The sequence below is a fragment of the Mesorhizobium sp. RCAM 05104 genome (assembly GCF_059683645.1).
Genome location: NZ_CM185033.1, coordinates 1,733,998 through 1,760,722, shown reverse-complemented (window position 1 = coordinate 1,760,722; position 26,725 = coordinate 1,733,998). Strand labels below are relative to the sequence as shown.

Below are 26,725 nucleotides of genomic sequence, written 5' to 3'. Positions count from 1 at the left end.
GGATGAAGATTCTTTTTGTTTTCGATTTGAATCTATCTTTCCAAATTTTTCCACTTTGACATACACCTGTAAAATTGGCGTCATTTACGCCTATACAGAAAAGATAACAGTGGTGATATCACTGTATAGAGAGGAGATGGTCATACCTATAAACTTCGACTGGCGAGCGCCGAAGCTAATTTTTGTTAAGAATTGTTTCTAGACGTTTCTGATTTTTGCTGTCATGCGCGCCGCATGATGTTCATGCTTCGTTCGGCTCTCTGGAGAGCCTTACCAGCTAGGAGCGCCCGTTTTTTGATGGGTAGGGACGCGTTGGCAGCGACGCAGCGCACGGCATACTCGCCGCAGGAGATACTGTGTTTAGATTACCAGCACGGGAGCAAAGCCGCCGCCTGGTGTCCTGAAGTTAGTGGTCTGGCCTTGGTAGAGGCGTGCAGCCGCGAGCAGCAGCCGGCCATCATAAACGTAGAGCCGCACGTCCATTTTGCGCGGTGCAAGTGAACCATCGATCTCGATCATGCGCTGACCAGGCGCGGCAAAGGCCTGGGCCACATAGCCGCCCCGGGCGATTTCTGCCCATACCCCTCTTGTGACCTTGTCGCCGCGATAGACCGCCTTGCCGCCGTGGCCGGAAAGTGGCTTGAAAAATAGATCCTTGCGGGATTGCCAAAGTGCGTCAGCATTTTCGGGTGTGACCAGCGTCGTCCGCGGAACGCCGCCGGCGAGCCGCAAACGCATCTCTGGCGATAGGCCAAAAGTTCCGAGAACCTCCGGGTCGGACAACAGCGTCAAGTTGCGCTTGCTCGCGAAAAGCGCATGATTGTGCGGATTGGGCGTGACCACCACCGCGCCGTCTTGATAGGCTTCTTTGAGCGCTGCATGCTCTGGGAGATCGAGCGCGAAGTCGACCAGGCGATTGTATACGAGGTCAATCTCCTGTCCGCCGAGCCGGAGCCTGCCATCGCGATATTGCAGTTCGCCCGCATCCCCGATCACGGCATCGATACCGTGTTTCACCAGCAGTTGCTTGGCCAGCACGAATTCAGGATAGAGATACTGTTCCTCGGGCCGGTCATCGATGATTGCGACCCGCCGCGGCGATTCAGTGTCGAACTGGCGTCGCCATTCATTCCTGAACATCGCGACGACACCGGTCTCGAATTTGTCCTCCTTGGCGCTGATCAGCCCCTGTTCGACTTCGGCGCAGCAGGCTTTCTGGGCCTTCGCCAGGAACGCATTGAGGAAAGCACCGCCGGCGTTGGTGTTCACTTCGATGAGCTTGGGACCATCATCGTCGAGATGGAAGTCGTAGCCCATCAGCGCGCCGGCCGGACCAAAATCTCGCTGCGCGATTGCAGGGGCCCACGAGAGAACGGCATCGCGATAGGCTGGCAATTTCGTCGCACACTCGATGACGTCAACGATTCCGCCCATCTCCCCAAGGACGGACGCGGCGAGGAAGACGGGAACATTCGAGAACAGATTTGGCCGCGACTTCATGAACGCTTCGCAGAAGCCGGGCTCGCCGACCTCCCGATCAAGCGCGGCGTAAAGTGCTGCCCGGTCGAGGGTGATGCAAAAGCAGTTTCGGTTGAGCCGGGTCGATATGGCCCGGCTCGCTTCCGATACGTTGGGAACTGTTTGCACGATCATGTCTCCTCGCTGCCGGGCGCAGGGCTGCCGCTATCTCGCTCCATCGCAGCGATGATTGCGGCCTGAACGGACTTGTCCTGCGTCATCACGGCCGCGCTCAGCGCTCGCAGGCGCTGCCGTGTTTCGTGGAGCTGATCGATCAGTGACAAGATGACCGGCAGCGTGTCGGCGTCGATCTCCAATTCATAGCGAAGCGTGCAGATCAGACGGACGCGTGCGAATTCCATGTCGTTGAAGACCATGGTCCCGTCGTCCTGCCGCGGTACGACAAGTTCGTCGCGGATCCAGGCCTCGAGATCGCTTCGCTGGAGCGCGGATATGCGCTCGACAAGGTCATCGATGCGCATCATGCCAGCATCTCCTTGCGGGGGTGATCAGGATGTTTCGGCTGCCAGTTTTCGAGGAACGCGACCAGTTCGTGCTCTTCGGCCGAGGGCAGAATAGCCTTCAGGGTGATCAACTGGTGTCCGCGTTGTCCGGTCTTGCGGTTCCGAACCCCCTTGTCGCGCAGTCGCAGCGTCTGGCCGGTATTCGACCCCTTAGGGATGGTCATCGTAACGGGACCGCTTATGGTCGGAACCTCGATGCGTGCGCCAAGCATCGCCTCCTTCAGGGTAACGGGAACCTCGACATGAATGTTGTCGTCCTTGCGATGGAAGAACGGATGCGGCTCGACATGCAGTTCAACGTAGGCGTCTCCCGCCATTCCGCCGCCGAATCCGGCCATGCCCTGGCCCTTCAGTCGCAGCATTTGCCGGTCCTCGGCTCCTTCGGGGATCGTCACCTGTAGCGTCTTGCCTTCAGGCAGCGTGATCGTGCGCTGGGCGCCATTGACCGCATCCATGAATGCCACCGGCAGCACATAGCTCACATCCTGGCCGCGCGCCTGAAAAGTCTCGTGCCCCCGCGGACCGCCGCCCGCAAACGCCCGCCTGAGGAATTCTTCCAGATCCTCGTTGCTGGCGAATCCTTCGTTGGTTGCGTGCGAGGCGTTGACACCGCCGTCGGCGAAGTCGCGATAGAACCGCTCCGGTGGCCGTTCCGCTCCGGCGGCATCTATCTCTCCCGCGTCGAAACGGCGCCGCTTCTCCTTGTCCTTGAGCAGATCGTTGGCTGCGGAAATGTCCTTGAACTTCCCTTCCGCCGCCTTGTCGTCCGGATGCAGGTCGGGGTGGAACTTGCGCGCCAGTTTCTTGAACGCCTCCTTGATCTCCTTGTCGGTGGCGGTGCGGGTTACGCCGAGCGTCTCGTAAGGGTCTTTCATTCACCTGATCCCATCGCAATCTCCCGCTCAGCCATGAAAGGACCCTGGCGTCACGCGCTGCTTTTCTTCACGCGATGCCGGACAGCTCGTGAAGCGCATGCCGAACCTACGTCCGAAGAATGACGTGCTCAACCGGGCGGCGAAGCGATCTGGGCAACTCGGGACCATAGCCGAACCTCATCACGAGATCCGGTCGACGGCCAGCGATGCCCAGATAGGTTGCGAATTGGCCTCGCACGGCGGGAACCTCGACAGGTTGATTGATGAAAGCATGCCGGAGTTGGAGAGCCGTCGCCTGGAGAGCGAAGCGCTGGCAGCAACGGCCGGCTTCGGCCCAAGAGGCCGGTTCATTCTTGTCGGAGACGAACACGGCAACGCCGGCCGAACTCCTGAGCTGGTTCTCGTATTTCCTGTTTTCGGCGCCCTTGGTGAACACTTGGCTGAATATCAAGCGGCCGATCCAACCTGGCAGCACTGGACTGCCGGAGGATTTCGAAAACAAGCCGTCTCGCGTCGAAAGGGCTTCGCCATAGCTGAATCGAATCCACGATTCCAATTCCTTTACGAACGCGACATCGTCCAACTGCGCACTGTTGCCTGCGACGAGATAGGAGAGGATATCTTCACGTTGCTGCCGCTCGGTGAAAAGCAGCATCCGCACGCCGTCGCCGTTCCCGGCAGCTTCCAGAAGCCGCAGATGCTCGGGCGGGACAGACCGCCCATCATAGAGGGCGCGCGTCGATTGACGATGCGGGATGGCGTCGAACAGTTCCGTCCGTTCGGGCGGCGCGGCCTCCAGGTCGACCCGTATTCCGCGCGCACCCGGGTCGTAGCTCGCAACCGCCCGAAGTCCGAACGCGCGAGCCGCTTGAACCACATTCTCGACGGCACAGCCGAGGCTGGCGAACACGTGATGGTCATCGGGATCGACGGCGGGCAAGCGACGCCCGGGATCGGGCAGCACGAGGACGGAGCGGTCCGAGAGCTGGAATTGCCAGGGCTGGGTGTTGTGGCTGTTTGCCGCCAGGGTGGCGTAACGGACAAGTTCTCGTTGGGCCGATGGCAGTGGCAGATCGGTGCTGTCGCTATGGCGCCACGTGGCGTTGATAGCGCCCTCATAGCCCGAAAGACCCCGGGCGTTCATGACAAGCGCGGATCCGCCGCCAATCGCGGCAAGCCCTCCTCCGACGGTAAGCGCGGCCAGGAACCGGCGACGACCTTGATGAACCTCAGACATGGTGGCTGCATATTACAACCGGGGCCCGCCTGGCTTTGATCTGAATCATTGCCCTCCTGTGGCGTGCGGCCTCGACGCTTGACAGCGAACCGAACGCGGCTAGCGCCGGATCAAAGCAACGTGATCTCGTAAGTTTAGAAGCCGGGAACCGGGGCTGATGTCGCCATTGACGTGCGAGCAATTCCTTTGCTTCTTCGTCAGGGCGACCCCACGCGACCATTGGCTGCCGGAGGGGTTGTGAAGAGACAGGGAGGCTAAACCCTCATTCCTGCACCATCAGCCTGCCATCCACCCGCCATCCACCATCAGGTTGATGCCGGTGACATAGCTTGCCATGTCGCTGGCGAGGAACAGGGCAGCGCCCGCGACGTCGCTCGGGGCACCAAGCCGTGGCCACGGCGTGCGCCGGCGTGAATAGTCGAGCGCGTCGGGATCGTTGGCCACGCCCGGCTTGCCGGTGATGATCTTGCCGGGCGCGATGGCGTTGCACACGATGAGGTCGTCGGCGTGGTCAACGGCGATCTGCCGCGTCATCTGCACGATGCCGCCCTTGCTCACCGAATAGGGAAAATCGCCAGGGCAAGCAACCATGCCGTGCTGCGAGGAAATGTTGATGATGCGGCCGCGCACATCGTTGACCGGCGCTTGGGTCCGCATCTGCATCACCGCCCGTTTGCAGCAATGGAAGAAGCCGGTCAGGTTGACGCCGATGACGCGGTTCCATTGCTCCGGCGAGGTTTCGAGCAGGTTGGTGCTGGTGTAGATCGCCGCGTTGTTGACCATCACATCGAGCCGCCCGAAGCGCGCCACGGTCGACGCGACCAGGGCATCGACCGCATTCCACTCCGCGATGTCGGTCTCAACGTGGATGGCCGTTCCGCCGGCTTGCCCGATCAGGCTGGCGGTGCTCTCGCCACCCTCGATCGGCGGTTCGACCGTATCGGCGATGACGACGCTGGCGCCTTCCGCCGCGAGCTTCAGCGCGATGGCGCGGCCGATGCCGGAGCTAGCGCCGGTGACGATCGCGACCTTGTCGGTGAGCAGTGGCATATGGTCTTTCAGCTTTCTCGACAAACAGGCTTGCCCTGCGCCGGATCGATCAACACCTGATCGCGAACAATCTCTTTCCCGCGCAGGAAGACGTTGGTCAGCCGCGCCTTGACGGTCCAGCCGTCGAACGGCGTGTAGGCCGCGCGCGATACCTGGTCGGCATTGGTGACGGTGCTGGATTGCCTGGGATTGACGATCAGCATGTCGGCGTCATACCCGGCGGCGATCCGTCCCTTGCGCCGGCCAAGGCCGAAGCGCTCGGCCGGATTGCGAGCGCATAGGCGCACCAGATCGGGCAGCGTGATCAGACCCTCGTCGACCAGTTTCAGCATCGCCTGAAGCAGCGTCTGCAGCCCCGGCATGCCGCCGGGAATGTCGGCGAAGGCCCGGTAGGGGGCTGCCTTTTCGGCTGGCGCGTGCGGCGCATGATCGGTGGCGACGATGTCGATCAGTCCAGCGCTGAGCGCCGCGCGCAAGGCGTCGACATCCCGCCGCGATCGCAAGGGTGGCGACCCCTTCAGCAGGGCGCCTTGCCTCTCATAGTCGTCGGCGCTGAAGAACAGATTCTGCGGGGTGGTCTCGACGCTGGCATCCGCCATGTCGCGCAGCCTGCTCCAGACCTTTGTGCCGAGTTCCGAATTGATCTGCCGGACATGGATGCGGGCTCCCGTCGCGGCGGCGGCCAGCACGGCGCGCGCGATGCCGCCGGCCTCCGCCAGAGGCGGGCGGCTATCGAGAAACGCTGCGATGGTCCCGGCCTTGTTGCGCTCCGTGCTGCCGGTCAGGATCGATTGATCGCCCGGAGAAATGCCGATCAGCGTATCGGCCCGGTCGAAATTCCGCAGGGCCCGGGCAATTTCATCGAAAGTCGAAAACAGGAAGGCTTCCGGTACATCGGCGGTAAACAGCTCGAACGACACCGGCGCCAACTCGAGCAGGCTAGGGGTGAGCGACAGGTCGCGGCTGACCACGGCCTGGAAGCCGACATCGACATGGATGCGGCCCTCGGCCATCGCCATTTTGTCGGCAAGCTGTTCGGCCGTGGCCGTCCAAGGCTCGTCGGTTGGCATGTCGAGCACCGTCGTCACGCCGCCAAGGGCGGCTGCATGCGTGCCGGAGGAGAAGTCTTCCTTGTGCGTCAGTCCAGGCTCGCGCAGATGCGCATGCGCATCGACCAGGCCGGGCAGCAGGAAACAGCTCCTGGCATCGACGACGGTCCAGGCGTCAGCCGTTTCACCGGGTGCAACGAGCGACACGATCCGGCCGCCGGTGATGCCGATGTCGCGCCGGTCGAGCCCTTCGGCGTTGACGATGGTGGCTCCCCGGATCAGCGTTTCGAACATGCCGCCATTCCCGTTGCTCTGGTCAGCCATGCCGCTCGAAACTGGCATGGTTGGCAAGCCAGAAGCGCGCGATGTCTTCGCGCCGCATGAAGGCGGCGGCCGGGTTCTTCTTCACGTGCTCGATCACTTCACGCAACCCGGACGCCCGGTTGGGCTGGCCCATCCAACGGGCGTGGATACCGATCGTCAGCATGCGGCCGCCGGTCTCGTCCGCCTCGTCGAGCATGTAGTCGATCGCCGAACGGCAATCCTCCGCGAAGTCGCGCGGATTGCTGTAGCCCGGCGCCACCAGATAACGGCTGTCGTTGAGGGTCTTGGAATAGGGCACGACGAGAATTTCGGTGCCCTGATGATCGATGAAATAGGGCAGGTCGTCGTTGCAGGGATCGGAGTGGTAGAGAAAGCCACCCTCCCGCACCAGCAGGTCGCGCGTGTTCACGCTCGGAAACGAGCGGCAGTTCCAGCCGGCGGGGCGCCTGCCAGTCAGCTTCTGGTAAAGTGCGATTGCCTCGTGCAGCTGGCGCTCTTCCTCGCTCCGCTCCATCGTCGTGTAGTCGACCCAGCGCAGCCCGTGGCCGAGCAGGTCATGCCCGCGCGCGTTCATCCATTCGACGACCGCTGGATTGCGTTCCAGCGCCACGGCGCAGGCGGAGATGGTGACTGGAATACTGTATCGGTCGAACAGGCGCGCCAGGCGCCACACACCGGCGCGGCTGCCATATTCGAAATGGGTCTCGGTGCCGAGGTCGCGCACCGGTGGGCTGCTGGCGAGATTGTATTCGCCCCAATTGTCGTTGCGGCCGTCCTCCTGCCAGGAGTACTCAGAGCCTTCCTCGTAGTTCAGCACCAGGTTGATGGCGAGCTTGGCGCCGCCCGGCCAGGTGACGAAGGGCGGGCGCGGGCCGTAGCCGACGAAATCACGCGGCTGCGGCGCTGGCGGCAGATCGGTCGGCATCGGCTTTCTCCTCACTCGTTGGCGGCGATCCAGTCCATGTAGTGGTAGAAGGCCTGCTTGGCAGGCATCGGCCGCCAGTCCGTGTCCCGCTCGATGCGGGCAAGGTCGTATTCGCCCCACATGCCGGTCTTCAGCGCCGCGTTCATGACGATGTTCGCCGTCTCGGTCGGGCTGACCTCGGCCTTCAGGTCGGAGATGCGCTCGCTGGCCCAGCCGATGAAGTCGCCGACGGTCTGTGTGCCGCCGCTGCCGATGTTGTAGTGGCGATAGCGCAGGCGTTTCGCGTCGAGCAGCGCCATGATCGCCTTGGCGACATCGCTCGACAGTACATAATCGCCGAGGGGTTCGAGGCTGTTCGGCCGGATCGTCTCGCCGGCCAGCGCCATATGCGCGACGCGGTTGGGCAGATGGCGGACGTTGCGGCTGCTGGTGACGCGGTCCATCGGGCCGTAGACCGACGACAGCCGCACCGAGATGGCGGACAGGCCGAACAGGTCCGCATAGCGGTTGGTGACCATTTCGGCCGCGAATTTCGAGATGCCGTAAAGCGTCAGCGGCGCCACATAGCCGTCCTCGGGTAGCGGCTCGCCGTTCCAGTCCGGCCCGTGATGGCGATAGACCGAACCGGAGCTGACATAGACGAAGCGTTTGATACCAGGTCGGCCGCGCGCCCATTCCAGCATGCGCACCGTGCCCATCAGATTGACGTCGACGATATCGGCCGGATTGTGGGCCTCCGGCTGCATCTGCGGGTCGCTCGGGCGCGAATTTGGCGTCACCGTCGCGCCGTGCACGATCGCGGTGATGTCGTGCGCATCGAGCGCTGCCGCCCAGGCGGAGGGCTCCAATATGTCCGCCGTCAGCACGGTGAGGCGGTCGCGCACCGGGGCGAAGAATTTTTCCGCGATCGCATCGAGCCCCGAGCGATCCAGAATGACGGCGCGGGCTTGCGGATCACGGTCCAGCCATTCGCGCGCGACCACGCTCATGACAAAGCCGGTGCCTCCGGTGACGAGCAGCGTCATGTGAACTCCTGTGAAAACGAGTGAGTTGTATCAGCGTGTCGCATAGCCGCCGTCCACGAGCATGTCCGAGCCGGTGACGAAGGATGCGTCCGACGACAGCAGGAACGCTGCCGCCGCCGCGATCTCGTTCGGCTCGGCGATCCGGCCAAGCAGATGCGCCGGTCCGAGGCCGGCATTGGCCGCCTCGAAGTCTGGAAATCTGCGCAGCAGGCGCGTGGTCGCCACCGCTCCCGGCGACAGGCTGTTGACGCGGATCTTGTCGGGCGCGTGGTCGACGGCCATCGCCTTGGCGAGGTGGATGAGCCCTGCCTTGGCGGCGCAATAGGCGACGGCCCTGGTGGTTGCGACGCGTCCAAATTGTGAGCCGATGAACACCACCGAACCGCCGCCGCCTGCCGCGATCAATGGCACGGCGAACTTGCTCATCAGGAACGCGCCAGTCAGGCTGACGTCGATCTCATGCCGCCAGGCGCTTTCGTCGAGATTGACGACTGTGGCGCTCGTCGACGGTGCGGCAGCGTTGTGCACCAGCCCATCCAGCCGGCCGAAGTTTTTTTCGGCGATGTCGACCGCGCTCCTGGCGGAGCCGGCGTCGGTCACGTCGCATTGGCAAGCGACCGCCGAGCTGCCGAGCCCGTCGGCAAGTGTCTGCGCCGCCGCGCCGTCGTAGTCGGCGCAGACGATCCTGGCGCCCTCGGCGACGCAGCGCCGGGCAATGGCCGCGCCAATGCCGCTTGCTGCACCCGCGATCAAGATGACGCGGCCTTTCAGGCGGTTCGTCGCTGGGTTGTCCGTCATCAAACCTGTTCCTCGACAGTTTGCGCGATCGGTGCGGAGGCCGGCCGGCGCACAAGATTGTAGCAGGCCGCGAGCGTAACCAGCACCGCCCCACCGCCGAGCAAAAGGAACATGGCCGGCGGCCCGAGATGCGCCATCAGCCCGGCAGCGACGCCCGGCGTCGCCACATTGCCGATCGAATAGAGCAGGAGAAGCGTGCCGGAGGCGGCGACCATGTGCCGGACGGGCAGTTGCGAGGCGGCGAATGCCATCGCCACCGGATAGATCGTCAGCGCCGTCGCGCCATAGAGGAAGAACAAGACGAACAGCAGCGGCACGGAGAGAGTGCCGAGCCAGGCGATCGAAGCGCAGGCCGTCACCGCCACGAGCCCTTGCACCAAGAGCATCACGCGTCGGTCAAGCCGGTCCGACAGCCAGCCGACCGGCGTCTGCGCCAGCATGCCGGCGATGCTTATCGTGGTGACCAGCCAGACCGTGGTCGATGCCGACAAGCCGATCTGCGTCCCATAGATCGGCGTCAGCACGAAGATGTTCATGTTGGTGATGCCGGCCTGGAAGATGGCGACGACCGTCACTGGCGCCAGCTTGAAAAGTGCCAGCGGCCCCAGCCGCGCGGCCTTTGTTCCGGTCGCCGGCGTCGGATCGGCCGGCACCGAAGGCAGCGCGGGCCAGCGCAGTCCGGCGACTTTGGGTACGAACGCCAGCAGCACCATGACCGCGGCGACGGAAAACAGATGCGACGACTTCGGACCCACCAGCGCGACCAGGATCTGTCCGAGCAGCACCGCTATCGCCGTCGTCAGCATGTAGATCGAGAACATCGCGCCGCGATTGTGCTGTTCGGCATAGAGATTGATCCAGCTTTCGCAGACGACGAACATCGAGGCCATCGACATGCCGCCGAGCAGCCGGAAGCAGAACCAGCTCGGCACGAAGTCGGTGAAGACGAAGCCCGCGGCCGCCAACAGCGCGGTTGCCAGGATCACGACGAACGTTCGCTCATGGCCGTAGCGGGCGACCAGCGGACGCGTCATCAGGCACCCGATCAGGAAGCCGACTGGATAGGCTGTCAGCACGATCTGGACCACGTCCGGGGCTATACCGGGTTTTCCAAGGTAGAACGACACGGCGGTGGTGAGCATGGCACTGCCGATGCAGGCGAGACAGATGCTGGCCATGATCGGCAGCAAGGCGCGCGAGCGTTCCGCGTTCCGCCAGAAGCCCCTCAGATATTGAGCGATCGGCCCCATCGATGCCGCCGTCAGCCGGCTACAAGACGCATCGGGAATCGGAAGCGGGGCCGATGACCGACGCGGGACTTTCATGCATTGCGACGGCTCCCCTTGGCAGTGCCGTTGATCAGCGGCTGCTGCTCTCCCCGACCGAAGCTACACCGACCCAAGCGTGTCACAAACGAAGATTGACACGGCTATGGCGTCAATTTTTTTGGCCATCCAGATTGCGGAAAGCAGCGCCTCGCCGTCTGTCGGGCTTTACAGTCGTTTTGTCTGCTCCATACCATGGCCAAACTGCCGAAACCGAAATCCGCCATTGGGAGAACCTGCATGACGATCGAACGTCTCGAGAACGGCCAACGCTTCTGCCGCGTGCTGCGCTACAACGGCACCGTCTACCTGGCCGGTCTGACCGCCGACGATCTTTCCGGCGACACCACGGCGCAAACGAAGCAAATCCTCGCCAAGATCGATGCCTGTCTGGCCAAGGCCGGCAGTGACAAGACCAAGCTTTTGAGCGCCCAGATCTGGCTGCGCGACATCGCCGATTTCGACATGATGAACACGGCGTGGGACGCGTGGATCGACAGGAGTGCGATGCCCGTTCGCGCGACCGTGGAGGCGCGCCTTGCCGGCGACCAGTATCGCGTCGAGATCATGGTGACGGCGGCTGTTGGCTAGGAGCCCGATCCGCGAAGGGGGCGGCAAAACCAATGCATGAGCTGGTGATCAGAGGTGGACGCGTTGCCCTCGACGACGACTGGACCGAATGCGACATCGGCATCGATGAAGGCCGTATCGCAGCCATCGGCAGCGGGCTGACGGGCGCGACGCTGCTCGACGCAGGCGGCCGTTGGGTCATGCCCGGCGGTATCGACGCCCATTGCCATCTCGACCAGCCGGTCTGGGGTGGCGCGGGCAATGCCGACGATTTCGAGTCCGGCACCATCTCGGCCGCGTTCGGGGGCACGACCTGCATCTTTCCGTTCGGCATGCCCGGCCCTGATATGTCGACCGTCGATGCGGTGGATCGTGCGCTCGATCGCGCCGCGGGCCGCGCGGTGATCGACTATGGACTGCACGCCGTGGTGACCATGGGCACGGGCGCCGATGTCAGGGCGCAGCTTTCCTTGCTGGCAACGCGCGGCATCGCCTCGGTCAAGCTGTTCATGACCTATCAGGGTTTCGCGGTCGACGACGATCTCTTCTTCGACATACTGGACGCCGCGCGCGGCCTTGGCTGGATCGTCATGGTTCATGCCGAGAACGACGCCGCCATCCGCCGTACGCGCCAGCGCCTGATCGATCTGGGCCGCACCGACATCCGCTACCATGTCGTCGCCCACAGCGAGACGATGGAGCGCGAGGCGACGCATCGCGCTCTGGCCTTCGCGGAAATGACCGGCGCGCGCATGACCATCGTCCATGTTTCCTCCTGGCAATCGGCCGAGGAGATCGCACGGGCACGCACCCGTGGCGTCGATGTGGTCGCCGAGACCTGTCCGCAATATCTGTTTCTCAGTGCGGCCGATCTCGACCGCCCGGCTGTGGACGCCGCGCGTTTCGTGTTTTCGCCGCCGCCGCGCTCACCGCGCAGCCAAGAGCATCTGTGGGACGCGCTGATCGATGGCGGCATCGATCTGTGGTCCTCCGATCATTCTCCCTATTTTTTCGCCGACAAGATCGGCAGGGCGGAAACGCCTGGCTTCAACACCACGCTGAGCGGCATCCCCGGCGTCGAAACGCGGCTGCCGCTGCTGTTCTCGGAGGGGCTGCTGACCGGCCGGCTGACGCTTGGCCGCTATCTCGATCTCACCTCGCGCAATGCCGCATCGGTCTATGGGCTCGCGCACGCCAAGGGCAGGATCGCCGTTGGCCTCGACGCCGACCTGGCGCTGTGGGATCCCACGGCACGTTGGACGCTCGGCCATGCCGCCCTGCATTCGCGTGTCGACTTCACGCCCTATGAGGGCCGGAGCGTGACCGGCAAGCCGGCCACCGTCCTGGTGCGCGGCGTGCCGGTGATTGCCGACGGCGTGCTGCGGGTGCAGCCGGGTTTCGGACAGTTCCTGCCACGCACCGCCGCCGATCCGGCCCGATCGGGAAAACCTGTCGAGGAGACGACCCCATGGCTAGATGCCTGACCATCGCGGTCTGCCAGACCGGGCCTATCCAGCGTAGCGCCTCGCGCGCCGAGACGGTCGGGCGTCTTGTCCATCTGCTGGAGAAGGCGGCTGCCGCCGGGGCTGAGGTCGCGGTGTTCCCCGAGATGGCGCTGACCACTTTTTTCCGCGCTGGCGCATCGACGATATCGCCGAGATCGAGGCCTTCTTCGAACGCGCCATGCCGGGGCCGGAAACGCAGCGGCTCTACGACGCCGCCGCCCGCCTGAAGATCGGCTTCGCGCTTGGCTACTGCGAACTCGTGCGCGAAGACGGCCGCACACGCCGCTTCAACACCATGGACCTCGTCGGGCCGGATGGCGATTTCATCGGCCGCTACCGAAAGATGCATGTGCCGGGGTCGAGCGAACCGGAAGAGGGCACGACCACGCATCTGGAGCGGCGCTATTTCGAACCTGGCAATCTCGGCTTTCCGGTCTTCGACTATCGCGGTGTCCGTGTGGGTCTAGCCATCTGCAACGATCGCCGCTGGCCGGAAACCTACCGGATGCTGTGCCTGAATAGGGCCGAAGTCGTGCTCATCGGCTACAACACGCCGCTGCTGCTCGACGAGGCGCCGGCGCTGGCGCATCTGCGCATGTTCCACAACCATCTGCCGATGCAGGCCGGCGCCTATCAGAACACGCTGTGGGTGGCGGCCGCCGCCAAGGCTGGGTTCGAGGACGGCCAGGCGCTGATCGGTGGCTCCTGCATCATCGCACCGACCGGCGAGATCGCCGCGCAGGCGCTTTCGCTCGGTGACGAGGTCATCGTCCATCGCGCCGATCTGGACTTGATCGCGACTTGCCGGAAGGTGAACTTCGACTTCGGCCTCTATCGTCGCCCGGACCAGTATCGCCTGATCGCCGAGCAGGTCTGATGTCGAGGTTCACATGGGCGGCGACCCAGCCAGTCGAATGCAAGGCATGACGGTGCATCCGGCCACTCCTTTGTCGCTGGGCGAGATCGTCGAGAACGGCCTGTGCATCGGCTGTGGGCTGTGCCCGTCGCTTGCCGGGCCCGGCGCGGTCGAGATGGTCATGACTCCTGAAGGTCGCCTGCGCCCGCTTGCCCGGCAGGCACTCGACCGGCCGACCCTGACGCGCATCAATGCCGTCTGCCCGGGAACGCGGATCGCCGGTCCGGATCAGGCGCAGACAGGCAAAGCGGCTGTGCAGGACACCATCTGGGGACCCGCCGAACGGCTGGTCCTCGGCCATGCGGTGGACCCCACGGTGCGGTTTCAGGCGTCGAGCGGTGGCGTGCTGACGGCGCTTGGCCAGTTCCTGCTGAGCTCCGGTCGCGTCAAGTTCATCTTGCACGTCGCCGCATCGCGATCGGCGCCGATGCGCAGCGAGCAGCGCCTGAGCTTCGACGCGGCTTCGGTCCTCGAAGGTGCCGGGTCGCGCTATGGCCCGGTGTCGCCGCTGGCGGATTTCGGCGAGATCCTCGACCGCGGCGAGCCCTTTGCGCTGATCGCCAAGCCTTGCGACATTACCGCCGTGCGCAACCTGGCGCGCCTTGATGCCCGTGTCGATGATTTGATGCGCTATGCCCTGGCCTTCGTCTGCGGCGGCGCCTCGGACCTGTCGAAATCGCAGCAGGTGCTGCAGCGCTTTGGTCTCGGCGAGGAAGAGCTTTCACTGTTCCGCTATCGTGGCCACGGCAATCCTGGGCTCAACCGGATCGAGACCAGGGACGGCCGCGCCTTCGAACTCACCTACCGGCAGCTGTGGGAAGACGAGGACAAGTGGATGATCCAGCCGCGCTGCAAGATCTGTCCCGACGCGATCGGCCAGGTGGCCGACATCGTCGCCTCGGATGCCTGGCTGAATGGCGGGCCGGCCGTCGACGACGAAGCGCTCAACGGCATCATCGTGCGCACAAGGCGTGGGCTGGAGCTGCTCGATGCCGCCGTTGCCGCCGGCGCACTGGCGATCAAGCGCGAGACCAGCTTTGCCGAGCTCGGCGAACTGCAGTCGCATCAGGTGCGCAAGCGCCGTGCCGTGTGGGCGCGGCTGAAGGGCATCGAGATGGCCGGCAAACCGGTCCCGGCGGTGATCGATCTGGCCTTGAAGGACTGTGCGCTGCAGAATTCGCTGGCCGATAATCTCGCCGAGGGTCGCGGCGCTCGCGACCGCGCCCGACGCGGACGCCTGGGGGAACCGCGTCCGGTGCCGCGTAGCGAAGCCGGTGCAGCCATGTTGAAGGATAAGTTTTTATGAGTGCCGCCGAGGAAACCGACGTAATCATCATTGGCGGCGGCATTGCCGGCGCCGGTGCCGCCTTTGAGATCTCCCGTTCGGCCAAGGTGGTCCTGCTCGAGCGCGAAAGCCATTGCGGCTACCACACCACCGGTCGCTCGGCGGCGAGTTTCACCGAAAATTACGGCAACGGCGTCATCCGCCGGATCGTGCTGGCAAGCCGGGCGTTCATGATGGAACCGCCCACCGGCTTCTCGGACTACCCGCTGCTCAGCAAGCGCGGCATGATCACGGTGGCGCGCGCCGATCAGCTCGAGCTCTTGGCACAGGATCTGGAGGCTGCCCGGGCCCTGGTTCCCTCGATCGTCGCCATGACGCCCGCCGAGGCGATCGCCCGCGTGCCGGTGTTGCGCGCTGACTATCTCGCCGGCGCATACATCGAACCGCATTCGATGGATATCGACGTGAACGGGCTGCACCAGGGCTATCTGCGCGGTGCCCGTAAGCGCGGCGCCCGCATCCTCACCAATGCCGGCGTCAAGGGTATCGGCCGGCAAGCCGGCCAATGGCGTGTCGAGACGCAGGCGGGAACGTTCCTTGCACCAAAGCTCGTCAATGCCGCCGGCGCCTGGGGCGATGAGATCGCTGTCATGGCCGGCGTGCGCCCGATCGGCCTGCAGCCCAAGCGTCGCACCGCCTTCAACGTTCCAGCACCCGCTGGTGTCGACATCAGCGACTGGCCGCTGGTCAACGATGTCGGTGCTGAATTCTATTTCAAGCCGGATGCGGGCCAATTGTTCGTCTCGCCGGCGGATGCGACGCCGTCGGCGCCGATGGATGCCTATGCCGAGGATATGGATGTCGCCCTCGGCGCCGAGCGTCTCGAAAAGGCGACGACGATCGAGGTGCAGCGCGTGTCGCGTTCATGGGCGGGCCTCAGGACCTTCGTCGCCGACGGATCGCCGGTCGTCGGGCCCGATGACGCGGTTCCGGATTTCGTCTGGCTGGTCGGGCAAGGTGGCTACGGTATCAAAACCTCGCCCGCTTTGTCGCGCGTCTGCGCCAGCCTGATCGCCGGCGGCGGTCTTCCCGACGATGTCGCCAGGCAAAGCGTTGAGCTGTCGGATCTCACCCCGCAACGGCTGCGGGATGCTGGCTTCCAGAAGGCTTCCGCATCATGACAACTGCCAGCCTGACGGCAGGCGGCAGGCTTGCCGGTAGCGTGCTGGAAACACTAGCGAAAGCCACCACCGACGCACCGGGCATAACCCGCGTCGCTTACGGTCCGGGCGAGCGTTTTGCCCATCAACTGATCCGCGAGGAAGCGGAAAAGCTCGGCGCCACAGCGCGTGTCGATGCCGCCGGCAATCTCTATCTGACGCTCGCCGGCCACAACCCCGATCTGCCAGCAATCATCATCGGCTCGCATCTCGACAGCGTACCGCATGGCGGCAATTTCGACGGCGCCGCCGGTGTCGTGGCTGGGCTTGCGGTGATCGCCGAGTTTGTCGATCAGGGGGCGCGCCCGTCACGCGATCTCATCTTGCTGGCGACGCGCGCCGAGGAGGCGGTGTGGTTTCCGCTGTCCTATCCCGGCAGCCAGGCCGCTCTCGGCATGCTCGAACCGCAGGCGCTCGAAGCCAGGCGATCCGACAGCGGCCGGACCCTGGCCGAGCATATGCGCGAGGAGGGGTTCGATCCCGACGCGGTCGGGCGCGGCGTTGCCGGCATCGAAGCCAGCCGCATCGCGGCCTTCGTCGAAGTCCATATCGAGCAAGGCCCGCGCCTGGTGGCCGCGGACGTGCCGGTCGGCATCGTCACCGGGATTGCCGGCGGCTTTCGCTATGTCGATGCCGCCTGCCTCGGCGCCTACGGCCATTCCGGCGCCGAGCCGCGCTTTGCCAGGCACGACAGCGTGCTGGGCTTCGCCGATCTGGTCGCCGGCCTCGAAGCGGAGTGGGACGCGATCGAGGGCGAGGGCCACGAGGCCACCATCACCTTTGGGCGGGTGGAATCCGATCCGAGCCAGCATGGCGGCAGCCGCGTGCTCGGCGAACTTCGCTTCACGCTCGATGTACGCAGCGCCGATGCCGCCGTGCTGGACCGGATCGAAACGCGGCTTCACGCGCTCTTCGCCGAAGTCGGCGCCAGGCGTGGCGTCACTTTCGCTGCCGGGCCACGCTTCACCTGGGAACCGGCAACCATGTCGCTGGCACTGATCGCCGGGCTCGACCGCGCCGCCCAGGACATGCAGATGCGCGTGCTCCATGTGCCGAGCGGGGCCGGGCACGACGCAGCCACCTTCGCTGCAGCGAATATCCCGAGCGCCATGCTCTTCGTGCGCAATGAGAACGGCAGCCACAATCCGCACGAAAGCATGGACATCGCCGATCTCGACCAGGCGATCCGTCTGCTTTTCCGTTTCGTCACAGACTTCGACCGGGGACATCCATGAACCCAGCCAAATCGGCTCTGCTCGCCATCGATCTGCAGAGCGAATACCGCCCCGGCGCTGCCTGGCCGGTTGTCGGCTATGACGCGGTGCTCGCCAACGCCGCTCGCTTGATTGCCGCGGCACGCGCGGCAGGCATGCCCGTTATCCACGCCCAGGCCTGGGTCAAGCCTGAGGAACGCAAGGGCTATGCAAGGCAGGAGGAGATCCTGACCGAGGAATTCCGCTCGGCCGTGGCGGGCAGCACCGGCGCCGATATCTGCGCCGAGGTCGCGCCGCTGGCTGGCGATATCGTCATCCACAAGCACTGGCCAAGCGTCTTCCGCAGGACCGATCTTGCGCAACGTCTTGCCTCACTGAAGGTCGAAAACCTGATGGTCACCGGCGTGCTGACCGACAGCTGCGTCACCGAGAGCGTTTTCGACGCGGTCTATCAGGGGTTCAGGGTCTGGCTGGTCAAGGATGCCTGCGGCAGCATGACCGAGGCGATGCACCGCACCGGCATGCTCGACATGGCGAACCGCCTCTACGGCGGCGGCATCCTGCGCGTGCCCGAAGCGCTGAAGGCGCTGGCCGGACAGCCCTTCGACGGCTGGCGCTGCACAAGGCCGGTGGAGTTCACCTACACGCTGGAAACCGTCGACCGGCTCTACGAAGCGCTGTGATCACCACCGCAGCTGCACGCGCCCTTGATGATTTTGGGTGACGCGGACGGCTTGAGAACCGTGCCCGGCAGTGCGCCGGTCGCCCTGCCATCGCGCCAGACGGATATGCCGTTGACGAAAACATGCTCGATACCGGCGGCGGGCTGACGCGGCTCCGCGAAGGTAGCGGTGTCGATGATCGTCGCGGGATCGAAGATGACGAGATCGGCGAAATTGCCTTCGGCCAATACGCCGCGCTGGTCGATGCCGAACTCCCGCGCCGGCAGGCCTGTCATGCGATGCACGGCCTCTTCCAGGCTGAACAGCCCGACGTCGCGGGCATAGTGGCCGAGCACGCGCGGAAAAGTGCCCCACAGGCGCGGGTGTGGATGAATGTCATGCGGCAGGCCATCGGAGCCGATCATGGTGCGCGGATGTGCGATGATGTTCCGCACATCCGTCTCGTCGAGCTGGAAATAGACGGCACCCGCCGGCAGCAATCGCTGGCCTGCCTCGCGCTCGCTGCAATTCCACTCGCGCGCGATGTCGCTCAGCTCGCGCCTTGCCATTTCCGGATGCGGGTCGGACCAGGTGATGAGGATCTTCAAGCCCGTATCGCAGCGCTCCAGCCGCAGCACGGTCGAACTCGCGGCATAGGGATAGACGTCCATGCCTATGTCCATCGTCTCGCGTGCGCGGTCGATACGCTGCAGCGAGGGCCGGCTCTTGCCGAAGTTCGCGCGGCCCGTGCATTGGTGGTGCGAGATGACCAGCTTGCCGCCGGCATGGCCGGCAATGTCAATGGCCTCCTCGATCGCCTCGTCCATCGTCTCGAAATAGTTCCGCGTATGGGTGACATAAGGCCCGCCAAGACGTGCCGCCGTTGCCGCGAGCGCCTTGACCTCCTCGGTCGATGAGTTGACCGCCGGCGGATAGTCGAGGCCGGTGCTGAGCCCGAACGCGCCCTCCGCCATCGCCTGCGCCACCGCTTCCTGCATCAGGACCGTCTCCGCGTCATTGGCAGGGCGGTCGGTGACCGGCATGACGCGCTGGCGCAAGGTGGTGTGGCCGACGAGCAGCGCCGCGTTGGTGGCGATGCCACGCTGCCTGAGTTCGGCGACATAGTCGGCAAAGCGGTCGAAGCGGAAATTCTCCTGGCCGCCAACCAGCGTGAAGGGCGGCGGTGGCGTCCTGTCGAGCAGCAAGGGGGCGAGGCTGACGCCGCAATTGCCGGCGATCACCGTGGTCACGCCCTGACTGATCTTCGGGTCCATGCCGCGCGGTGCCAGGAGCGCGCCGTCGTCGTGCGTGTGCACGTCGATAAAGCCCGGCGCCACGATCTTGCCCGAGGCGTCGATTTCTTGCGCGCCGCACACATCATCCAGCCCGCCGATGGCGGCGATCCTGTCGCCGGCAACCGCAAGATCAGCCTCGAAACGCGCCGAACCGTCGCCTGAAATCAACGTCGCATGGCGGATGACGAGGTCGTAGTGCATTAGTCAAACCTCTTTGCGGCAAGTCCGGGCCGTCAGCCTTCCGGATTGGCGGCGATCTCCTCGCGGCGGCGGGCGACATAGGCGTCGAGCTCCTCGCGGACCGAGGCGTCCATGACCGGCTCCTCGTAGTCATGCAGCGCCTGCTGCCAAAGCTCGGTGGCACGTTCGAGCGCATCCTTGCCGCCCGCTTCCTGCCAGGCACCATGGTTCTGCCAGTTGGACAGCATCGGCTGGTAGAAAGCGGTGGTGTAGCGCGACATCGTGTGCTCGGCGCCGAAGAAATGGCCGCCGGCCGGCACCGACTTGATCGCCTCGAAACCGAGATCGTCCTCCTGGAACGGCAGCGGCCGCAGGAACTCCATCATGTTTTGCAGGATCTCGACATCGAGGACGAGCTTCTCATAGGAAGCGGTCAGGCCGCCCTCCAGCCAGCCCGCCGCATGGTAGATCAGATTGGCGCCGCCGAGCACCGCCCCCCAGGTCGCCATCTCTGTTTCGTAGGCGGCCTGCAGGTCGACCACGTTCGACGCATTGGCGTTGGAAGTGCGGTAGGGCAGATGATAGCGCCGCGCCAGCTGGCCGGCGATGATGTTGGCCTTGGCGTTCTCCGGCGTGCCGAAGGCCGGCGCGCCCGATTTCATGTCGACGTTGGAGGTGAAGGCGCCGTACATCACCGGCGTGCCGGGGTTGACGAGTTGCGTCAGCACCACGCCGAACAGCGCTTCGGCATTCTGCTGGCAAAGTGCCGCCGCCAGCGTGACCGGCGTCATCGCGCCCATCAGCGTGAAGGGGGTGACGGTCACCGGCTGGCCATGCTCGGCCATCGCGATCAGGCCCTCGGCCATCGCGTCGTCGAACAGCCGCGGCGAGTTGATGGATATGATGGTCGTCACGCCAGGCGAGGCACGCATTTCCTCGACGCTGATGCCGCGTGCGATCGCCATCATGTTGATGCCGTCCATGGCTCTTTGCCGGCCGATTGCGGTGCAATGGAAGCTGAGATCGCTGAGCGTCAGGTTCGCGTAATAGGTGTCGAGATGGCGCGAATTGGCCGGCAGCTCCATAGGCGCCACCACCTGGTTGCCGATGATGTGGATGGCGTTGAAGTGGTGCGCCAGCCTGATGAAGTTCTGGTAGTCGGCAAGATTACCCTGGCGGCGGCCATTGATGCGGTCATGGACATTGGGCGGGCCGGCGACCAGCCCGAAGACCAGCGAGTTGCCGCCAAGATGCACCTGCTTGTCGGGATTGCGGCTGGTCAGTGTGAAGGAAGATGGAACCTTCCGCAGCGCCTCGGTCACCAGGCTTTCGTCGATCCGGATGGTCTTGCTCTCGCGGTCCACAATGGCGCCCGCGGCGGCGAACAGGTCCATCACCCGCTCGCTCATGACGCGGATGCCGAGTTCCGACAGGATGCGCATCGACGTGTCGTGCAGCCGCTCCATCCGCTCCTCGTCGAGGAGCTGCATGGGCGGATAGGGGTTCTCCACGTGCTGCCAGGGCAGTTGCGCGATGCCGCCGCCGCCGCGTCCGACCTTCGCCCTGCGGCCACCGCCGCGCCTGTCCTGTGTCATGAGATTGCTTTCCTCTCGGCTTCAGTAACCGCGTTCCGGACTGACGACATTCTCAAGCGGCTCGCCGCCGCGGTAACGCTTCAGATTGTCGGCGAACATGCGCACCGACTTGATGTCCCAGCCGTCGTAGACCGCCGCGCAATGCGGCGTGATGGCGACGTTGTCGTAGGCCCATAGACGATGGTCCGCCGGCAGCGGCTCGGTCGCAAAGACATCCAGCGCCGCGCCCTTGATCTGCTTGCCGTCAAGGGCCGCGAGCAGCGCCGCCTCGTCGACGACGCCGCCGCGCGAGATGTCGATGAGCACGGCGGAGCGCTTCATCGCGGCGAAGGCGGCCGTGCCGAGCAGACCGCGCGTGCTGGGCAGCAGCGGGACGCAGCAGACGATGAAATCGGCGCGCCCAAGCAAGGGCAGCAGAGCATCCGGCCCATGCACCTCGTGGAGGCACGGCATGGGTTTCGGCCGCGCGCGGATACCGAGCGTGTGCATGCCCATCGCCTGTGCGCGGCTGGCGACGGCTGTCCCCGTCTTGCCAAGGCCAATGATCAGAACCGTCTTGCCTTCGATCGGCTCGACGCGGCCGCCGCCCCAGAGGCGTGCCTGCTGGCGGCGTTCGAAACCGCGCAGGTCGAGCGAGAAGGACAGCATGGCGCCGAGCACGTATTCCGCCAGCATGCCGGCGGCAACGCCTGCCGCATTCGTCACCGTGAGCCGCTCCGGGTCCCAACGCCCGAGATGATCCGTGCCTGAGCCGCCGACAGAGACCCATTTCACGGTCGGGCTTTCGACAAGTGCCTGGCGCGGATATCGCGGCGTGCCGTCGAAGCGGACGGAGTAAACCACTTCCGCCGCCACGCGCCCGATCAGCTCAGGCAGGGCTGCATAGCTGTCGCAGCCATGGACGGTCAGATCCGGATGGGTCTCCTTGAGCACGGCCAGCGCCGCGGCCGGCCGGTCGGTGTGCAGGATGACGGATGGATCAGCCGACATGATGCCGCGCTCAGCTCCGGCCAATGTGGTCGGCCGAAGGACCGAGCGCGGCGAGCAGCTTCTCGCCGCTTTCGAGCGTTGCATTCTCATGCGGCGCTCGCAGGTTCAGCCAACGCTTGTCGCCGGAACGCACCGCCAGCACGGCCTTCATCGCCGGGATGAGACCGGCATCCTGGATGATCTTGCGGAACGCCTTGATCGCCGCATCCGCCTCGGCAACGTCCTCTCCGGCCATCGTACGATCGTAGAGGGCCCGGATGGCCGCGGCATTGAGGTTGACGGTCGCCGAGATGCAGCCCGCCGCGCCGCTGGCAAGCCCCTTGGTCAGCTGCGCTTCCGAGCTCGGGAAGACCGCGACCCTGGGTGCCGCGGCAATCACCGCCGCCGTGTTGTCCCAGTCGCCGGCGCTGTCCTTGTAAGCCACTACGGTGTCGGGAAACGCCTCGTTCAGTCGGGCGGTCAAGGCCGGGCTCACCGGCACGCCGGAATTTTGCGGGATGTGGTAGAGGATCATCTTCATTGCCGGGTTCGCCACCCGCTCGATCAGTTCGCCGTAGTAGCGGGCCTGGCCGTTGTCGCCGACAGCAGTGTAGAAGAACGACGGCAGCACCATCACTCCGGCGCAGCCGAGCCCGACCGCATGGGTCGACAGCTCGACGGTTTCGGGCAGCGCGGTGACGCCGGTTCCGGGCATCAGCCGGCTGGGCGAAATGCCGGCCTCGACCAGCCACTCCAGCGCCTGCATGCGCTCGCGCAGCGAGACTGACAGCGCCTCGCCCGTGGTGCCGAACGGCGACAGGAAATGCGCTCCCTGGTCCAGCACCCATTTGGCGTGGGATACCCAGAGGTCGTGTGCGATGCGGCCGTCGTCGTCGAACGGCGTCAGGATCGGTGCGATGGTTCCTTGCGGGCGGGTCATGTGTGTCCTTCCGTATCGATCAGCAAATCCGTGCAGTGCCTGGCCACCGCTGCTACCGTCCTGGCGAAATATGCCGACGCGGTGACGTCGAACAGTACATCGAAACCCGCCTGCGAGCGGACCATAACGGCCTCGATATGGCCAACGCGCGTCTGCGCAATGTCCTCGGCGCTGAATTTATCGGTTCTGAGATCAAGCGCGCATAGCCGCTCCATCGCTCGCGGCGCCTGCGGACCCGAGAGGCGCATCCACGCCCAGCCCTCCTCGCGCCACGATGAATAGCCCTTTGGCGCGGTTGCGCCATGCCAAGTGTTTGCAAGCTCGGCGAGCGCGCTGTCGGCCCCTTCTGCCAGCAACAGGATATCTTCGTTGCCGAGGCGCAGCACGCGTGTGCCGCGCCAGCTGCCGATGCGATTGACGGCAGGCAAGGGCACGCCTCGCGACGCGAGCCAGCCGGCGCTGCCGCCGCCTTTGAGGCCGAAGCGAAGGCTGCCCGTGAGATCGGTCAGCATCACCGCGCCGGAAGGCAGCGTCATGCCGTCCGCGGCGCCACCCGGCATGAACGGAAACACAGGGGATGGTTCCATTTACATCTCCTGCCGTGCATTCGCGGGATCGAAAAAGGCATGAGCGACCACCGGTACTTCGACCAGCTGGCCATTCCGGCACTTCACCGTCACCCGGCTGCCTTCCGTGGAGTCGTCGACATGGACGTAGGCGAGCGCGATGGCGCAGCCGAGCGTCGGCGAGTAGCCGACCGAGGTGATCTGTCCAACGGGAGTAGTGCCGCGCAGCACCAGGCAGCTTTCACCGGGTATGTTCCTGGCACCGGCCAGAAATCGCAGGCCGACGAGCTTGCGCGACTGGCCCAGCCTTGCGCGCATTTCGATCGACCGTTTGCCGACGAAAAACGGCTTCTTCTTCGAGACCGCCCAGCCGAAACCGAGTTCGTCCGGCGTTGTGATCGCATCGGTGTCCTGGCCGATCAGGATGTGGCCTTTCTCCAGGCGAAGGATGCGCGATGCCTCCAGGCCATAGGGCTTGAGGCCATGCGGCTTGCCGGCGGCGATCACCGCGTCCCATAGGGCGGGCGCGAGGCTCGACGGACAGTGCAGTTCGTAGCTAAGCTCGCCGGTGAAGCCAATCCGCATCACCCGCACCGGCACGCCGGCGACAACGCCTTCGCGGCCGCTGAGATAGGGGAAGGCCTCACGGCCGAAATCGATGTCGCTTTCCAGCGCCTGAAGCACGGACCTGGCCTTGGGCCCGGTGACATTCAAGCCGGAGAACGCGCCGGTGAGATTGAGGACATCGACCCGCAAGCGCCATTGCGCGTTCCAGAACAGCATGTCGGCATAGACGCGCGCGACCGCACCGGTGGTGGCGGTCACATAGAACCGGTCTTCCGCCATGCGGTAGGCGACGCCGTCATCGACCACCGAGCCCATCTCGTTGAGCATCAGGCAATAGCGGACGCGCCCGACCGGCTGGTTGGCATGCGCCATGGTGTAAAGGCGGTCGAGGAATGCGCCGGCATCCGGCCCACGCAGCTCCAGCTTGCCGAGCGTCGAGACGTCGAGCAGGCCGACGCCTTCGCGCACCGCCATGATCTCGTCGCGGATCGCCTTTTCCGTCTCACTGGCATCGCCATAGAAATACGGCCGCCACCAGGCGCCGACCGGCTTCATCACGGCGTTGAGCGCGAGGTGCCTTGCATGCAGCGCCGTGCGTCGCTCAAGCGGCTCCTGATGGCCGGCAAGCACACCCAGCGTCTCCGGCCCGACCGGTGGCCGCGCGGTGGTGACGCCGACCTCGCCAACCGTCCTGCCGGTCGCCTCGGCGACGATCCTTGCCGTCGCCAGGGCCGAATGGCGGCCCTGGCTCGGACCCATGCCGACGGTGGTGAAGCGCTTGACGAGCTCGATCTCGCGATAACCCTCCTTGACCGCGTTCTGCAGATCCTTGACCTGCAGGTCCTCGTCGAAATCGACGAAATCGCGCCCCTTTGGATTGGCGATGATCGGCTGCACATGGACCGGACTGGTGGCCGTCGGCCTGGTGAGGTTTCTGTCCTCTACGACCGTCTTGCCGAGCCGCGAAAGCGCGGCGGCCGCCACCCGGCGACCGCCGGCAATCGCGCCCCGCAGATCGTTGTCTCCGGCAACGGAACCGGCGAAGTGGACCGGCGCTTTCGGGAGAGTGAGTGTCATCGATCCGGTAGCGCCGTCATAGCCGACCTTCGCTCCAGCCTGGCAAGGCAGCTGCCATGCCGGCACCTGACCGGCCGAGACGGCGAGCAGATCGCACTCGATCCAACGCCCGCCGACACGAACGCGGGCCAGGTGGCGATTTCCCGCCGTCCCCTCGGCGGCTTCGATCGTCGCGGCCTTCTGGATGGCCACGCCCTTGCCATGCAACTCGGCTTCGAAGGCGCCGGCCTCGCTGCCGGATCTCGGATCGGCGACCAGCATGACCGAGACGCCGGCCTCGACCAGATCGAGCGCCACGCAATAGCCTTCGTCGCTTGTTGCCAGCACCACTGCCTTTTGTCCGGGGCGCACGCCGTAATGGCGGATCAGCCGCTGCGCGGCACCGCCCAGCATGATCCCCGGCAGGTCGTTGTTGCGGAAGATGGCAGGCTGCTCGATGGAGCCTGTGGCCAGGATTACCGCGCGCGCCCGTGTGCGAAAGAGACGGTCGCCCTGGATCAAGGGCAGCCAATTGTCTTCGTACCAGCCGTTGCAGACCGTCCCGGTCAGCGGGCGCAGGTTTGGCAGCGCCCGAAGCCTCGAGGACAGGTCCGCAAGCATGGCCGGATCATGCCGGCCATAGGTCAGCGATCCGCCGATCTCCGGGCTCTCGTCGCAGAGCACCACATCAGCGCCACCTTCGGCGGCAGTGATCGCGGCGCTCAGCCCGGCCGGACCGGCACCGACCACGAGGATGTCGCAATGCAGGTGCGTCTTGTCGAAATGCCGGTACGGGGCCGTGGTGTCGACCACGCCCAGCCCGGCCTTGCGGCGGATCATTGGCTCCCAGAATTTCAGCCAGCTGTCGCGGCGTGGTCCCATGAAGGTGCGGTAGTAGAAACCGACCGGCAGAAAGCGCCCGAGCCTGTCGATGATCGCATCGCGGTCGCGTTCGAGCGAACCGTTGACGTTCTGGGCGCTGACCCGCAACCCCGCGCTGATCGGCGTGCGGTCGGCGGCGACGTTCGGCTCGAACGGCAGTTGCACCAGCGTATTGGCGTCCGCGCCGGTCATTGAGAGGATGCCGCGCGGCCGATGATACTTGAAGGAACGCGACAGCACCCATTGTCCGGAGGCAGCGAGCGCGCTGGCGATGCTGTCGCCGGCATAGCCTTCAAAATTCTTGCCCTCGAAAGTGAAGCTGATGGGACGGCTTCGGTCGATCCGGCTTCCCCAGAGCTCAGCTAGCCGGTTCATGGTTGAGCCCGACGTTCGGAAGCGTCGAAAGTGCGGATGATCTCGTTGGTGACGAGGTCGCGCTCGGCCAGGAAGAAATAGTTGCTTGGCACGTGCCGCCACCACTCGACCACGATACCCCTGCGGTTCTCGGCGCGGAACAGGTGTCGCGACCAGTCCGCGTCGGCGGTCCGATCCGGGTCCGGCTCCGCGCGGACGGGTCCGAAGGATTGGAACTCGTCTATGTTGCGCGGGCCGTTCATCGGGCAGGTCAGGATCTTCATGGTCGGTGGCGTTTC

The 26,725-nt window shown here is 65.0% G+C and carries 23 protein-coding genes and 1 pseudogene; 7 read left to right on the top strand and 17 right to left on the bottom strand.

The window, feature by feature from the left end:
- Nucleotides 1-360: 360 nt before the first annotated feature.
- The 10 genes from AC56QP_RS08870 to AC56QP_RS08825 all read right to left on the bottom strand — a co-directional run bounded on the left by AC56QP_RS08870 (nt 361) and on the right by AC56QP_RS08825 (nt 10,575).
- Complete coding sequence (locus AC56QP_RS08870; RefSeq protein ID WP_489860045.1) at nt 361-1,653, bottom strand: ATP-grasp domain-containing protein; 1,293 nt, start codon at nt 1,651-1,653, stop codon at nt 361-363.
- Nucleotides 1,650-2,000 (bottom strand): chaperone modulator CbpM, encoded by a 351-nt coding sequence (locus AC56QP_RS08865; RefSeq protein ID WP_489860046.1) that lies wholly within the window; start codon nt 1,998-2,000, stop codon nt 1,650-1,652. The genes AC56QP_RS08870 and AC56QP_RS08865 overlap by 4 nt, the downstream gene beginning before the upstream one ends.
- Entirely contained in the window at nt 2,000-2,917 is a 918-nt protein-coding gene (locus tag AC56QP_RS08860) for a DnaJ C-terminal domain-containing protein (RefSeq protein WP_489860047.1), read from the bottom strand. The genes AC56QP_RS08865 and AC56QP_RS08860 overlap by 1 nt, the downstream gene beginning before the upstream one ends.
- 106 nt (nt 2,918-3,023) lie before the next feature.
- Nucleotides 3,024-4,061 (bottom strand): Acg family FMN-binding oxidoreductase, encoded by a 1,038-nt coding sequence (locus AC56QP_RS08855; protein ID WP_489860048.1) that lies wholly within the window; start codon nt 4,059-4,061, stop codon nt 3,024-3,026.
- A gap of 369 nt (nt 4,062-4,430) precedes the next feature.
- A complete protein-coding gene (locus AC56QP_RS08850; protein WP_489860049.1) occupies nt 4,431-5,204 on the bottom strand; it encodes an SDR family NAD(P)-dependent oxidoreductase in 774 nt (257 codons plus the stop codon).
- A gap of 8 nt (nt 5,205-5,212) precedes the next feature.
- On the bottom strand, nt 5,213-6,577 hold the full coding sequence (locus AC56QP_RS08845) for a dihydroorotase (RefSeq protein ID WP_489860050.1): 1,365 nt from the start codon (nt 6,575-6,577) through the stop codon (nt 5,213-5,215).
- Entirely contained in the window at nt 6,570-7,502 is a 933-nt protein-coding gene (locus AC56QP_RS08840) for an allantoinase PuuE (RefSeq protein ID WP_489860051.1), read from the bottom strand. Before AC56QP_RS08840 ends, AC56QP_RS08845 begins: the two co-directional genes overlap by 8 nt.
- 11 nt (nt 7,503-7,513) lie before the next feature.
- The gene (locus tag AC56QP_RS08835) at nt 7,514-8,527 is read right to left on the bottom strand and encodes an NAD-dependent epimerase/dehydratase family protein (protein WP_489860052.1); all 1,014 of its coding nucleotides are present in this window, start codon (nt 8,525-8,527) and stop codon (nt 7,514-7,516) included.
- Nucleotides 8,528-8,557: 30 nt separating this feature from the next.
- Entirely contained in the window at nt 8,558-9,325 is a 768-nt protein-coding gene (locus tag AC56QP_RS08830) for an SDR family NAD(P)-dependent oxidoreductase (RefSeq protein ID WP_489860053.1), read from the bottom strand.
- On the bottom strand, nt 9,325-10,575 hold the full coding sequence (locus tag AC56QP_RS08825; protein ID WP_489860054.1) for an MFS transporter: 1,251 nt from the start codon (nt 10,573-10,575) through the stop codon (nt 9,325-9,327). Before AC56QP_RS08825 ends, AC56QP_RS08830 begins: the two co-directional genes overlap by 1 nt.
- A gap of 315 nt (nt 10,576-10,890) precedes the next feature.
- Between AC56QP_RS08825 and AC56QP_RS08820 the strand changes: the two genes are divergently transcribed.
- The 7 genes and pseudogenes from AC56QP_RS08820 to AC56QP_RS08790 all read left to right on the top strand — a co-directional run bounded on the left by AC56QP_RS08820 (nt 10,891) and on the right by AC56QP_RS08790 (nt 18,043).
- Nucleotides 10,891-11,241, top strand: a complete 351-nt coding sequence (locus tag AC56QP_RS08820) for a RidA family protein (RefSeq protein ID WP_489860055.1) — start codon at nt 10,891-10,893, stop codon at nt 11,239-11,241.
- Between the two features lie 32 nt (nt 11,242-11,273).
- A complete protein-coding gene (gene hydA / locus AC56QP_RS08815) occupies nt 11,274-12,704 on the top strand; it encodes a dihydropyrimidinase (RefSeq protein ID WP_489860056.1) in 1,431 nt (476 codons plus the stop codon).
- Nucleotides 12,689-13,602: pseudogene (locus tag AC56QP_RS08810) on the top strand (nitrilase-related carbon-nitrogen hydrolase). The gene hydA and the pseudogene AC56QP_RS08810 overlap by 16 nt, the downstream one beginning before the upstream one ends.
- Nucleotides 13,603-13,648: 46 nt before the next feature.
- Nucleotides 13,649-14,947 (top strand): Coenzyme F420 hydrogenase/dehydrogenase, beta subunit C-terminal domain, encoded by a 1,299-nt coding sequence (locus tag AC56QP_RS08805; protein WP_489860057.1) that lies wholly within the window; start codon nt 13,649-13,651, stop codon nt 14,945-14,947.
- Entirely contained in the window at nt 14,944-16,107 is a 1,164-nt protein-coding gene (locus tag AC56QP_RS08800) for an NAD(P)/FAD-dependent oxidoreductase (RefSeq protein WP_489860058.1), read from the top strand. Before AC56QP_RS08805 ends, AC56QP_RS08800 begins: the two co-directional genes overlap by 4 nt.
- Nucleotides 16,104-17,381, top strand: a complete 1,278-nt coding sequence (locus AC56QP_RS08795; protein ID WP_489860059.1) for a Zn-dependent hydrolase — start codon at nt 16,104-16,106, stop codon at nt 17,379-17,381. Before AC56QP_RS08800 ends, AC56QP_RS08795 begins: the two co-directional genes overlap by 4 nt.
- The gene (locus AC56QP_RS08790; protein ID WP_489860060.1) at nt 17,378-18,043 is read left to right on the top strand and encodes a cysteine hydrolase family protein; all 666 of its coding nucleotides are present in this window, start codon (nt 17,378-17,380) and stop codon (nt 18,041-18,043) included. Before AC56QP_RS08795 ends, AC56QP_RS08790 begins: the two co-directional genes overlap by 4 nt.
- Here the strand turns inward: AC56QP_RS08790 and AC56QP_RS08785 are convergent.
- The 7 genes from AC56QP_RS08785 to AC56QP_RS08755 are packed head-to-tail and all read right to left on the bottom strand — an operon-like array spanning nt 18,028 to nt 26,710.
- On the bottom strand, nt 18,028-19,518 hold the full coding sequence (locus AC56QP_RS08785; protein WP_489860061.1) for an N-acyl-D-amino-acid deacylase family protein: 1,491 nt from the start codon (nt 19,516-19,518) through the stop codon (nt 18,028-18,030). The two genes, AC56QP_RS08790 and AC56QP_RS08785, sit on opposite strands and share 16 nt — an antisense overlap.
- A gap of 32 nt (nt 19,519-19,550) precedes the next feature.
- Nucleotides 19,551-21,092, bottom strand: a complete 1,542-nt coding sequence (locus AC56QP_RS08780) for a trimethylamine methyltransferase family protein (RefSeq protein WP_489860062.1) — start codon at nt 21,090-21,092, stop codon at nt 19,551-19,553.
- 21 nt (nt 21,093-21,113) lie between these two features.
- Nucleotides 21,114-22,082, bottom strand: coding sequence for a D-2-hydroxyacid dehydrogenase (locus tag AC56QP_RS08775; RefSeq protein WP_489860063.1), 969 nt, complete (start codon nt 22,080-22,082; stop codon nt 21,114-21,116).
- 10 nt (nt 22,083-22,092) lie between these two features.
- The gene (locus AC56QP_RS08770) at nt 22,093-23,001 is read right to left on the bottom strand and encodes a dihydrodipicolinate synthase family protein (RefSeq protein WP_489860064.1); all 909 of its coding nucleotides are present in this window, start codon (nt 22,999-23,001) and stop codon (nt 22,093-22,095) included.
- Nucleotides 22,998-23,588 (bottom strand): hypothetical protein, encoded by a 591-nt coding sequence (locus tag AC56QP_RS08765; RefSeq protein WP_489860065.1) that lies wholly within the window; start codon nt 23,586-23,588, stop codon nt 22,998-23,000. The genes AC56QP_RS08770 and AC56QP_RS08765 overlap by 4 nt, the downstream gene beginning before the upstream one ends.
- Nucleotides 23,589-26,447: a 2Fe-2S iron-sulfur cluster-binding protein gene (locus AC56QP_RS08760; RefSeq protein ID WP_489860066.1), complete on the bottom strand. Its 2,859-nt coding sequence runs from the start codon at nt 26,445-26,447 to the stop codon at nt 23,589-23,591.
- Nucleotides 26,444-26,710, bottom strand: coding sequence for a sarcosine oxidase subunit delta (locus AC56QP_RS08755; RefSeq protein ID WP_489860067.1), 267 nt, complete (start codon nt 26,708-26,710; stop codon nt 26,444-26,446). Before AC56QP_RS08755 ends, AC56QP_RS08760 begins: the two co-directional genes overlap by 4 nt.
- Between the last annotated feature and the right edge of the window lie 15 nt (nt 26,711-26,725).